Source organism: Roseibium sp. FZY0029 (assembly GCF_036350355.1).
In the GTDB taxonomy this organism is placed as follows: domain Bacteria; phylum Pseudomonadota; class Alphaproteobacteria; order Rhizobiales; family Stappiaceae; genus Roseibium.
Genome location: NZ_JAZDVZ010000005.1, coordinates 285,290 through 297,835, shown reverse-complemented (window position 1 = coordinate 297,835; position 12,546 = coordinate 285,290). Strand labels below are relative to the sequence as shown.

Sequence of the window (12,546 nt, the reverse complement as noted above, 5' to 3'; positions counted from 1 at the left end):
GGCGGGTTACCCCGCCCGTAAGTCCCGATTCTGGCGTTATTCGGCCGCCTGCTTCAGACCTGCGTGGTAAAGCGCCCAGACCTTTTCCGGAGACGCCGGCATCGACAGGTTGTTGTCGCCGATAGCATCCGTGATCGCGTTGATGACAGCCGGCGGAGAGCCGATGGCACCGGCTTCGCCACAGCCTTTCATGCCAAGCGGATTGCCCGGGCACGCAGTGACATGGGTCGACAGGTTGTAGGACGGCACGTCGTCGGCTCGCGGCATGCAGTAATCCATGTAGGACGCAGTCAAAAGCTGGCCGTTTTCGTCGTAGGACGCATTTTCCAGCAATGCCTGACCGATCCCCTGCGTGATACCGCCATGCACCTGGCCTTCAACGATCATCGGATTGATGATGTTGCCAAAATCGTCAGCCGCGACGAAGTTGACAACTTCCGTCTTGCCCGTATCCGGATCGACCTCGACTTCGCAGACGTAAGTGCCGGCCGGGAAGGTGAAGTTGGTCGGATCGTAGAAAGCGCCTTCCTTCAGGCCAGGTTCCATGCCTTCCGGCAGGTTGTGAGCCGTGTAGGCGGCAAGTGCCACCTCGGTGAAGGTCAGCTTCTTGTCGGTACCGGCAACCTTCAGCTCGCCGCCCTCGATCTGGATGTCGCCTTCGGAGGCTTCCATCAGGTGAGCCGCGATCTTCTTGGCCTTGGCTTCGACCTTGTCGAGCGCCTTGACGATGGCAGACATACCGACCGCGCCGGAACGCGAGCCGTAAGTCCCCATACCGAACTGAACCTTGTCGGTATCTCCATGAACAATGGAAACCGCATTGGTATCCAGGCCGAAGCGTTCGCTGATGAGCTGGGCAAAGGTGGTCTCGTGTCCCTGACCATGGCTGTGCGAGCCTGTCAGAACCTCGATCGACCCGACGGGATTGACCCGCACCTCGGCAGATTCCCAAAGACCGACACCTGCCCCAAGCGAACCAACCGCTGCGGACGGCGCAATACCGCACGCCTCGATGTAGCAGGACAAACCGATACCGCGGAGTTTCCCACGGGACGCAGCTTCGGCCTTGCGCGCAGCAAAGCCATCGTAATCCGCAGCCTTCAATGCTGCATCCAGCGTTGCGTCGTAATCACCTGCGTCATAGCACATGATCACTGGTGTCTGATGCGGGAACGAACGGATGAAGTTCTTGCGGCGGAACTCAGCTGGCGACAAGCCAACTTCGCGAGCCGCCGTTTCCATGATCCGCTCCAGAAGATAGGTTGCTTCCGGTCGGCCGGCGCCACGGTAAGCGTCCACGGGGGTGGTGTTTGTGTAGACCGTCTTCACGTTGGCGTGGATCGCGGGAATGTCGTACTGACCCGACAGCAGTGTCGCGTAAAGATACGTCGGCACAGACGATGAGAACAACGACATGTAAGCGCCGAGATTGGCGATTGTCTTGACCCTGAGGCCAAGGATCTTGTTGTCGGAATCAAGTGCGAGTTCCGCTTCCGAGCGGTGGTCGCGGCCGTGAGCATCCGTGAGGAAAGCTTCTGTCCGGTCAGACACCCATTTGACCGGGCGGCCAACGCGCTTGGACGCCCAGAGGCAGACCATTTCTTCCGGGTAGATGTAGATCTTCGAACCAAAGCCGCCGCCGACATCAGGCGCGATCACGCGCAGCTTGTTTTCAGGGGCAACGTTGTAGAAGGCCGACAACACGAGCCGGGCCACATGCGGGTTCTGCGACGTGGTGTAGAGCGTGTAATGCTCCTCCGCCGCATCGTAACCGGCAAGAGCAGCGCGCGGCTCCATCGCGTTTGGAACGAGGCGGTTGTTGTGGATCTCCATGCGCGTCACATGGGCTGCCTTTTCGAAGGCTGCGTTTGTGGCAGCCTCATCGCCGATTTCCCAATCGTAGATCAGGTTGCCTTCGGCCTCCGGATGGATTTGCGGCGCACCAGCCTCAAGCGCTGCCAGCGGATCGATGACGGCAGGCAGTTCCTCATAGTCGACGACCACCGCATCGGCCGCATCGCGCGCCTGAGCCTGCGTATCGGCCACGACCACGGCAACGGCCTGCCCGACATGGCGGACGATTTCCGGCTCAAGGGCGCGCCAGCCACCCATCTTCATCGGCGAACCATCCTTGGAATGGATCATCCAGCCGCAGATCAGGTTACCGATGCCATCCCCGACAAGCTGGTCACCGGTCAGAACCGCGTCCACGCCCGGCATTTCCAGAGCCGCGCTGGCATCGATGCCCTTGACCTTTGCGTGTGCATGCGGCGAGCGAACGAAGGCGGCATAGCCCATGCCCGGCATGGTCATATCGTCGGTGTATTTGCCTTTGCCGGTAATGAAGCGCTTGTCTTCCTTACGCAGGGCACGAGCGCCAATCCCCTCAACTGCCATTTCTTCTCTCCCGAATATCTGCTCCGGCTCCGCCAGTACCGGACATCCTCCACACGCCGGACAATCCGGCGGCTGCCTGTCAGGCAGCTATCTCTCAAGACCTGGCGGTCAAACCGAAGATGCCTGTTCCTCCCGGCATCCTGTTCGGCTGAGTGGTCTTGTCGTCCTGCTGCGCGAACGGATCCGCGCATCACGTTTTGGGAGTTCGGCCCGTGCCGTTATTCGGCAGCCTGAGCCATGCCAGCCATTTGATCAGAGGCGGCTTTGATTGCCTTGACGATGTTGTGGTACCCGGTGCAGCGGCAGATGTTGCCTTCCAGCTCGTGGCGGATGGTTGCTTCATCGAGATTGCCTGCGCCGTGTCGGTTGATCATGTCCACGGCGGTCATGATCATGCCAGGGGTGCAGAAACCGCACTGAAGCCCGTGATGTTCACGGAAGGCAGCCTGAACAGGATGCAGGCTGTCAGCCGTGCCGATCCCTTCCAGCGTCACCACGTCGGCGCCATCGGCCTGGGCGGCCAGCATGGTGCAGGATTTAACGGCCTTGCCGTTGACATGCACCACGCACGCCCCGCATTGCGAGGTGTCGCAGCCGACATGGGTGCCGGTCAACCCGCGCACATCCCGGATAAACGATACGAGCAGCGTCCGGTCTTCGACATCAGCCGAAACCGTCTTGCCGTTCAATACCATCGATACTTTCGACATGAATTCCTCTCCCTCATGAAAGTCCCTGAACCTCGACTTTTGACAGAGCCTGCCTGCAAGCAATGACAGACAAGCTCCTGCGAAAGTCCGGTCCAGACCAGCGAACGGAAAAACAATCTGATCGGATTGTTCCCCACTGACCCAAATTCCCGGCTTATCACCGTGTTTTGTGCTGGGGCTCTGGCGCGTCCTGAATTGTCAGAGCCCGATCATTTCAAGATTTATACGGCCCGGTCAACTTGCAAGTGCAAGCACGACAATCACGGCTGCGAGCAACACGAGCCCCCAGACCATCGGGCCGCCGAAAACGTTGCGTCCTGCGGCAGCTTCAATATTTTGTTCCGCCTGCTGGATTTTTTCCTCAACCACATGCTCTGCATCCTCGATTGCATGCATGACTTCGCCGGGCGCTTCCTCAATCGCGATCCGTTTGGCTTCCTCCGCAACTCCCGGATCCAGATCGTCGTCAGCCGCGGCCGCAGGTTCATCCTGCCTGGCTGGTGTCCCGACCATCTCCGAAAATTTCGTGAAGAATTCCTCTGCCATTTTCTTGGCTGTGGAATCGATCAACCGGCTGCCGAGCTGCGCAAGTTTGCCGCCGACCTGTGCCTTGGCTTCGTAGGTAAGGATTGTGTCGTCACCCTCCTCCGTCAGCTTTACATCAGCGGACCCCTTGGCAAAACCGGCGACGCCGCCCTTGCCTTCACCCGTGATCGTATAGCTTTCCGGAGGGTTCATGTTCTCAAGGGTCACTTCCCCTTTGAACTTCGCTTTGACAGGCCCGATTTTCGATGTGACCGCAGCGGTCATTTCGGTGTCCGAGGTCTTTTCGAGGCTTTCGCAGCCAGGAATGCAAGCCCGTAGGACATCCGGATCGTTCAAGGCTTGCCAGACGGTTTCCCGTTTGGCCGGGATCCGGTGGGAGCCGCTCATATCCATGTGTTTTCTCCCCAAGTCGCGCTTTGGCGCATTTTTGCAAAGGTCCAGTCGGCATTCAACGCGATTGGAGTGTACGTCGCAAACACGTTTTCCCGCATGAGAGCGTGTTTCATACAAATTTTCAATCGCTTATCTGAACAGAATTGCAGAACACAATTCCGCGAAGCTGGTGTGTGGGCCAATCGACGTATGCGCCGGCAAGCGCAGTCTGCACCGTTCAAACCTTGTTGTCCTGACAGTTCCGGCCAGATTTGAACAAGCCGACTGACAACCCTTTTTATCCGAAGGCGACACCGGTTTCGACGGTTTTCTGGATGAAGCCAGACAGATCGTTGGCCGGCAGAGGCTTGGCGTAGAGATATCCTTGCAGGTAGTCGCACTGAAGATCCTGCATGATGTCTCGCTGGGCAACCGTTTCAACACCTTCGGCAGTGACATTCAGATCCAGGGCCTGAGCAACGGCGATGATCGATTTCACAACGGCAAGCGCATCGGCGTCCTGATCCATGTTCATGGTGAAGCTTCTGTCGATCTTGATACCGTCCACGGGCAATTTGCGCAGATAACTGAACGACGAATACCCTGTACCGAAATCGTCAATGACGACCCGAGCGCCCTTGTCACGGAGCCATGTGAGCAACGCCAGTGTGACCCGGTCGTTGCTCAAGAACAGCCCTTCCGTCACCTCGAAAACCAGACGATCGAGTGGCAACCCGGCGGCAGTCACCGCATCCTCGATATCCTTGTAAAGCCGGTTGGCCTGAACCTGCTTGGGAGACAGGTTCACATTCAGCCGAACGTCATTGGATATCCCGGTCAAGCTGCTGAACTCGGAAAAGGATGTCTTGAACATCCATGCGCCGATTTCGGTTATGAGACCGCTGGCTTCAGCGGCTTCGATCATCCGTGCCGTATTGAGGAAAGTGCCGTTCGGTGTGCGGAAACGCATCAGGGCTTCGAACGACGCCAGGCTTTCGTCCTTCGCCCGCATGATGGGCTGATAGTTCAGGGAAAATTTCGTCTGATTGCTAGAACCGGTCAGGAGCGAGGCGAGCCTCAGACGCTCGAAGGCCGCTTCCTGCATCAGCGGATGAAAGACAGCGTGATTCGTCACGCCCTTCTGCCGGACATCGTTAAGGGCAATGGAAGCAAATCGAACGAGTTGTTCAGCGCCCTGGGCTTCCGTTTCGGTCGACGCGAACCCCAAACGAAGTCGCAGGCTGATCTGGTTATCCTCAAGCGTGATCGGTTGTTGAAACGCCTCCTCGACGCGCGCAACCACATCCTGAATGCCGTTTCCCTGCCCGCCTTTCAGAAGGATCAGAAACTCGTCCTTTTCCTTCCGGGCGATGGTGAGCGCATCCGGGAACGTTTGCGACAGGCGGTGACCGGTCCGTTTCAGAACCGCGCCGGCCTTTTCGTCCCCAATCCCGTCGACGATGACGCGGAAGCGATGGATGTCGCAATGGACGACCAGAAGCTTCGAACCATTGGCCGCGTGCCGCTGAAAGGTTTCGAGAAACCCCGAAAAAGTCGAAAGGCCGGTGACTCGGTCGACATAGGCCAGGTTGCGGATATGCTCCAGCAGGCCTGTTTTCTCATACCCGAGCGCGACATTGGAAACGAAGAGCTGAACCACTTCGGAGCCAACGAGCTCTTCGAGCAGTTCCTCGGTCATGCCAAGATAGAGCGCGCCGGTCATGCCGTTCCTTGTAACGAGCGGCAGCGCCAGCCCATGGGGCGACGCACTTGCAGCCTGGCTTTCGACACATCTTGAGACAGCATTGCGGATGGCATCGTCGCTGATGACTTCTACCGGCAAGTCGATCTTGTCTTCGAAGTTTCCGGTAGCAGCCAAAACCCTTATGTTGGACTTGTCGAACGATCCATAGTCCGGAAGCGTCTCCAGACCGCACAAAAGACTGTCGACAGGCTGACCGACGAGTGCGGTAAAATGCTTCAAGACGGCGGCGGCAAATTCGCTCAGCGCATTCTTTTCGACAATCGCAGCAAAATGTTCATTCAACTGCTTGAGTTTCTTGCGATTTGTCTCAAGCGACATGACCAGCTTGTAGCCGCGCAGACCGGTGACAATCGCCGTAATCAGCTTGGTTCGGGACAGCTCGGCTTTTTCGGTATAGCCGTCGATATCGAACTTCATGATCACGTCTGTCTGCGGCGCATATCCGGGCTGGCCCGTGCGTAGGATCAGCCGCGTGAAATGATTGCCGAGTTCAGAGCGGATCCAGCTGACAAGCCCAAGACCTGCCGTATCACTTTCCATAACAACATCGACGAGCGCCACGGCGATGTCCGTGTGTTTTAAAAGGATTTGCCGGGCCTCGAGGGCAGAAAGGGCATGCAGCAGTTCAAACGGGCGGTTTTCAAACACACATCCGCCAACCGCGATCTTTGTAACCTCATGCACATCGGGATCGTCATCCACGATGAGGATCTTCCAGGGAGCCTTGGCAGGCTTTTTCACTTCCGGCACTGAAGGGGCAAGAAAGTCCATCACCATTTCAGTGCACCTTTTGTCCGAGCCGTTTCCGGGAATCCTGAACAGCAAGGGCGGGGAACTCGATTGTGAATTCCGTTCCAGAGCCCACGTTCGAAGACACGGAGATGGTTCCGCTCAGGGCTTCCGTAACCAGTTGGTAGCAAATCGCCATCCCTAAGCCGGATCCTCCTTTGCCGAACTTCGTCGTGAAGAACGGCTCGAATACTTTTTTCAGATTCTTCTCCGGGATGCCTACACCGAAGTCCTGACATTTGAAGATAATCTTGCGTTCATTCGAATTGCCGCGGCCCATATCAACTGAATGAACAATCTGGGAAGACAACTTGATCAACCCTTCGCTCCGCCCTTCGTATCCATGTTTTATCGCGTTTTCGACCAAATTCGAAACGAGTTGACTGACGGCTCCCGGATAGCTGTCGATAATCTCATCCGCATGGAGATCCAGTTCGATCTTGAAGGGCGTCTTCTTCAGCGTCGGCTGCAATGTCGCCAGGGTCTCACGAATAATATGATCGAAATTGAAAGCCCGTTTCTTCTCGCTCTGCCGGTCGACGGCTACCTGACGGAAATTACCCACCAGTTCACGAGCCCGGCCTAGCGTTTTTTCGATAATGTGGGCCGTATCGGAAATACGCTCGATTTCGCTCTCCAGAGCTTCCTTGCTCAGCTTCTGTTCTTCCAGCTCATTGCGCAGAAAACCGGTCGAATCCTTTATGGTGGTGGCCGCCATAAGGGCATTTCCCAATGGCGTATTCAATTCATGAGAGACGCCGGCAACAAGCGCGCCGAGCGCGGCAAGATTGTCGGCCTGTATAAGCTCTTCCTGTACCAGCTTGAGCTGTTCGGTCCGGTGGGCCACCAAATCCTCAAGGTTGGTCTGATATTCTTGGATTTTCTGCAGATCCAGATGCCGACGCTGAACCATGGACTGCAGACTGGCCGCAAGAATGCCGATCTCATCAACACGTCCAGGCATAAGCTCGGCTTTGGGCGGATCCTCGATCAGGCGCGGCGTCGAGAGGTAGTCGACGATTGCAGACAACGGCTGCCCGATCAGGCGGCGGAAAACGGTCCTGATGACGATTGCCAGCAGCAACAGATAGACGATGATCGCAGTGACGATAAAACCGACAGTGGAAACAATCTCATAGGAGATCGTATTCCTGTCGATCAGAATGAACACCTGACCAATTGCATCCTTGTGCAGAATCGTGCTCGGCGAATTGAGCGTATAGGTGAGCGCTTCAGCGGCACGTGGTCCGGTGACAGGCTCGCCGAAATTACCGGTATCAGGCGTCTCGACCCAAACCTTTTCGACAACCTCGAGACTTTCGAGTCCTCGGATGAGCTGCAGGGTCGCATCGGCATTCACTGTCCAGATGGCGCGTTCGAACGGCCGCTTCGTTGCCTGAAAAAAGGCTTCGGTGACACGAATGGCGCGAGCGTGAGATGCGTCCCAGGTTATCTTTGTGAGAATGCCGATGAAAATGATGCCAAGAACAGCAAACAGACCGAGCGTATAAAGAATGAACGTCCGGGACAGGCTGGCCCGGCCCATCTCCTTGGATGAATTTGGCAACGACGTACCGCCGTTAAGAGTCAAGACGCCCACCTCAATTCATGGTGTCCGTTCCAGCTCATGTGTTTCCGGCAAACCCGGTTCACATGGCTCCCCTCAAGAACGAAAACTGAACCGCCTTTGCGGACCGTCTCTTCAATACTTGATCACAGACACATCGATATTGCCCCTCGCCTGATCAACGCCCCTCAGAGTGGACTTCGTTTGATCAAAGCGCCAATGTATCGTCTATCTTCGGCAGGTTTTCTAAATTTTCCATAAAAATCAATTGTAAATTGAAACAGCCCTCGCTCCACATCGGAACGGCTCGTGTTGAATCTACAAAAATGAGATTTGGAGATATTTGAGCGGCATCGCATCATGCAATTGTTTCCGGCAACATTCTCATGCCAGTCCGCTCGGTAGTTGCCTTTGCAATCAGCCTGTCGATGCAACGGCTCCAGATTTTAGAGTTTATCCCACTCAGGCATTCACCACAGACAAGAACGGCTTGTTTGCCGTGCGGTTTTCGAGCGGAGCTTCTACAGCGTGGCTGGTTGCCGGAGAAGGCTGAACCTGACGCCGGGTATCTGCAACCTTCTGCTTGGGTGCGGTCGCATCCTTCAGCATATAGCCGATATAGCGTGTCGACTCGATTGCGTCGTATCCCAGTTTCTTCTTCAGCTTCTTGCGCAGCTTGGAGATGTGACTCTCGACGACACACTCATCCACGCCGTCATTCATGACACCGTAAACAGCATTGAAGATTTGCGTCTTGGTGACACGCCGCCCCTTGTTCTTGACAAGATATTCAAGAATACGGCGTTCGCGTCTTGGCAGTTCCATGACATCCCCGCCAACGACCGGATCGCGGCCGTCGAAGAATACCTCGATAGCGCCGGTACCTGCGGAATTGTTGCGGGACGTTATCCGGCGGCGGAAGGCTCCGACACGAGCAATGATTTCCCTAACGTGGACCGGTTTTTTCAAGACGTCGTCCATACCTGCAGAGAACAGATCGAGCGTGCTCTCCAGGTTGGCCGTGTCTTCCAGAGCCACGATCTGGGCTTCCGGACAACGGCTGCGGATCGATGCAACATAACCGCATCTTTCCTCACACTCTCCCAACAGGATGGCGTCAACCGATCCTAGGTCCTGGGCGCATGTGATTTCCAACCAGTCCAGTAGTTCCGATGGATGAAGTTCCAGGGAGGCGTAGCCTTCCCGGTCGAATGCCGAGGCATAGCCTGCGGTCACTATCTCTCTTGAGTCTACAATTATGAACATATCAGCCCCTTGGATTTTACCAATGTAGAATCCGTAATTTTGGAGCTTCACAAGGTCAACGTTTCTTCCCTATCCGGACAACTATTTCAGAATTTATAGTGGCGGAAATTCTTATATCCACATAGAAAACTAAATAAAAAATCGCGGACATTACGAATAAACTGACGGAAAAATTTATTAAAATGCCTGGAACCGCGCTTTTCCGCAATCCTTAATAAGATGTAACATTGATATATACAAAAATCGCCGCCAAACAAGGCGGCAATTTTGTATTTATACTGGAGATGCGGAAAATGGTTTACGTGTCAGCAGCTAAAGCCTGAGCCAGGTCTGCAAACGGATCGGAGGGAGCCAACTGATCCGCACGCTGTCTCAGCGCTTCGTAAATCCTGGGAACGAGACGGCAGGCCTTTTCCAGTTTTTCGTCACCCGCAGTCTGAAAGCCGCCCATCAGGCGCAGATCCTTCGTATCTTCATAATAGGAAATCAGACCCTTGATACGGTGGATCAGATCCTGCTGATCCTGCGTCCACGCCCGGTCAGCCAGGCGAGACGTGGATTTCAAGATGCTAACGGGAGGATAGTGGCCGGATTCTGCAATCTGCCGATCCAGGACGATGTGACCATCCAAGAGACCTCGGATTGCATCCGAAACCGGATCGTTGTGGTCATCTCCGTCGACAAGGACGGAGAAAATTCCGGTAATCGACCCCTCGCCACTGCTGCCCGGCCCGGCGCGCTCTATGAGGCGGGCGAGATCGGCAAAGACGCTTGGCGGGAAACCACGGGCGACGGGCGGTTCTCCCGCTGCCAGAGCCACATCCCGGGCAGCATGCGCAAAGCGGGTGGCAGAATCCAGAATGAGCAGCACCTTGTGGCCTTGCGCTCGAAAATACTCGGCAACGCTCATTGCCGTTTTGGGCGCCAGACGGCGCTGCATGGCACTTTCGTCACCAGTCGAAGCAACAACGACGGAATGCGCCAAGGTCTCGCCGAGAATATCATCGATGAACTCGCGCACTTCACGTCCGCGTTCGCCGACAAGACCGACAACAACCGTATCGAAATCGCCGAACCCGGCAAGCATACCCAGAAGAGTGGATTTGCCGACACCGGAACCTGCGAATACGCCGACGCGCTGGCCGACGCACAGCGGTGTGAACAGGTCGATTACCCGCACGCCGGTTCGAACCCCCTCGGAAATCTTGCTCCTGTTCATCGCCGGCGGAGGAGCACGGTCCAGAAGAAACGCCTCGACGCCATGGGCAAGAGGCCCTGCCCCGTCAATCGGCTCTCCAAGTGCATTTACGATCCGTCCACGCCAACTCATGTCCGGATGGATGGCAAGCCCACCCATGACGGACGCCACGCTGCCGATGCCGATGTCTGTTACCCGCTCAAGCGGTTTGATCACCACGTCCTTCTGGTCAAGCCGGATGATTTCCCCTTGCCGCACACCGGATCGTCCCTCGAACTGCACCAGATCGCCCAGGCACACCACGCGGGAAAGTCCCGACACACGAATGGACTCGGAGGAGACCTGGGTCACTCGCCCGCTGAGTTTGACGGGCCCTATTTCCGTTTCAAGGGCTGCCAAGGAGGCGGAGATTTGGTCAAGTGCGTTCAGATGCGGAGCGTTCGGCATGGCGTTCCTGAAGAGCTTTCAAGACATCGAGAGGCAGATGGTTGGATTTGTGCGACGCCAGCCGGTCGAGCCCTTGCTGGTCGGGCAAGACCGGTCCGGATTGCGTCGCGCTTTCCGGCAACTCGACATACGAAACGGATGAAGCGTTGCCTCTCACAGACTTTTCGGAGGATGTGGTCACTCCTGAAGCCGCTCCCTGCGCTGCGTCGGCGCGGTCGATGTGGTCAACGAGAGCTGAAGGCGGTGTATCTCTGCGACCGGTCGATGCCACGGCTTCTCCGAGAACAGCCGAAGCCGCAGCCTGATCTGCGCCTGTTGTCGCTGGCGCAACGACTGGCTTGCGGAGAGGCACCGGAACATCTGTGGCAGGTGCCTGTTCACTGGCCGGTGCCGCTTCGGCAACTTCGACAGTTTGTGAGACTGGGGTTTCCGGACCGCTGTTCAGGCGATCACCAACCTCATTATAGGCAAGCATGGCCCCAAGCCCTACCGGGCCACCAAGCGCAAACCCGTAGAGAGCATTGCCGGCCTTGCGGGCATTGTCCGAAATTTCGTCGTTCGTGACGGATCTATAAAGTTCAGCAATCCCAGGGATATGCTGCAATGGATTGATCACGTCGATGAAGTCACCAAAGCTGAAAGCGGAGTTTTCAGTCTTGGACGACAGACCCGACCGTGCAGCCTTGTTGGATGAACCATCCATGACCACGCCAAGGTCCATCGGTTTGCCCACTGCCTGTGTTGCGTCCACCGTCGTCATGAGGTTGCCCCCAGTTCGCGAATGGCCTTCTCCTGGCTCTCGTTGCTGGTGTCGATCATCTTCGTCGCACTCTCAAAGGCACGCGAGATCATGATCATCTTGGTCATTTCCCGAACGGGATTGATGTTCGATCCTTCGACATATCCCTGGCGAACCCCGTTCGTGTCATAGGTCTGAACCGGAATAACCGGCTTGTCCGGGATTACCGCAGAATTCTCGGCGCGCGTAAGTTGGGCATCGTCCGGGATCAGAAACAGGCCAACCTGCCCGATGATCCCGACATCGTTCTGGGAAATCTCACCAGACTGCGTGATCAAGGGTGTTCCGGCATCCGGGTCAAGCGAAATAGGCTGCCCGCCGGCTCCCAGAATCTGCTGCCCGGTCAAGGTGCGCAAGGTGCCGTCACTGCCGATCTGTAGGCGGCCGTCCCTCGTGTAGGACAGGTTGCCGTTGGCGTCGCGGATCGCAAACCAGGCCTCGCCCTCGACGGCAAGATCGAGCGGATTGTCGGTCTTGTTCAGACTTCCGTACTGGCGCGAAATGTACTTCTCGCCACCGGTCGAGAAACTGACCTTGTCCTGGCCAGCCTTGGAAACCAGCTCGGCGAACTTGACTTCGTCCGCCCGATAGCCGGCTGTGTTCATGTTGGCGACGTTACGGGCCACCGTTTCGAGGCGATTGGACAGGGCGACCTGCGCGGACAGCGCTACGTAGAGAGCGGATTCCATG

Annotated in this window: 9 protein-coding genes; all 9 read right to left on the bottom strand. The window is 56.5% G+C overall.

The window, feature by feature from the left end:
- Positions 1-36: 36 nt before the first annotated feature.
- The 9 genes from V1T76_RS16155 to flgF all read right to left on the bottom strand — a co-directional run bounded on the left by V1T76_RS16155 (position 37) and on the right by flgF (position 12,545).
- Positions 37-2,397: a xanthine dehydrogenase family protein molybdopterin-binding subunit gene (locus V1T76_RS16155; RefSeq protein ID WP_330561683.1), complete on the bottom strand. Its 2,361-nt coding sequence runs from the start codon at positions 2,395-2,397 to the stop codon at positions 37-39.
- Between the two features lie 218 nt (positions 2,398-2,615).
- Positions 2,616-3,107 (bottom strand): (2Fe-2S)-binding protein, encoded by a 492-nt coding sequence (locus V1T76_RS16150; RefSeq protein WP_330561682.1) that lies wholly within the window; start codon positions 3,105-3,107, stop codon positions 2,616-2,618.
- Between the two features lie 234 nt (positions 3,108-3,341).
- Positions 3,342-4,046, bottom strand: coding sequence for an SRPBCC family protein (locus V1T76_RS16145; RefSeq protein ID WP_330561681.1), 705 nt, complete (start codon positions 4,044-4,046; stop codon positions 3,342-3,344).
- Between the two features lie 277 nt (positions 4,047-4,323).
- Positions 4,324-6,567, bottom strand: a complete 2,244-nt coding sequence (locus V1T76_RS16140) for a GGDEF/EAL domain-containing response regulator (protein ID WP_330561680.1) — start codon at positions 6,565-6,567, stop codon at positions 4,324-4,326.
- Between the two features lies 1 nt (position 6,568).
- A complete protein-coding gene (locus tag V1T76_RS16135; RefSeq protein ID WP_330561679.1) occupies positions 6,569-8,170 on the bottom strand; it encodes a sensor histidine kinase in 1,602 nt (533 codons plus the stop codon).
- Positions 8,171-8,608: 438 nt separating this feature from the next.
- On the bottom strand, positions 8,609-9,382 hold the full coding sequence (locus V1T76_RS16130) for a response regulator transcription factor (protein ID WP_330561678.1): 774 nt from the start codon (positions 9,380-9,382) through the stop codon (positions 8,609-8,611).
- Positions 9,383-9,710: 328 nt separating this feature from the next.
- The gene (locus V1T76_RS16125) at positions 9,711-11,057 is read right to left on the bottom strand and encodes a FliI/YscN family ATPase (protein ID WP_330561677.1); all 1,347 of its coding nucleotides are present in this window, start codon (positions 11,055-11,057) and stop codon (positions 9,711-9,713) included.
- On the bottom strand, positions 11,026-11,817 hold the full coding sequence (locus tag V1T76_RS16120; protein WP_330561676.1) for a hypothetical protein: 792 nt from the start codon (positions 11,815-11,817) through the stop codon (positions 11,026-11,028). Before V1T76_RS16120 ends, V1T76_RS16125 begins: the two co-directional genes overlap by 32 nt.
- Entirely contained in the window at positions 11,814-12,545 is a 732-nt protein-coding gene (gene flgF, locus V1T76_RS16115) for a flagellar basal-body rod protein FlgF (protein ID WP_330561675.1), read from the bottom strand. Before flgF ends, V1T76_RS16120 begins: the two co-directional genes overlap by 4 nt.
- Between the last annotated feature and the right edge of the window lies 1 nt (position 12,546).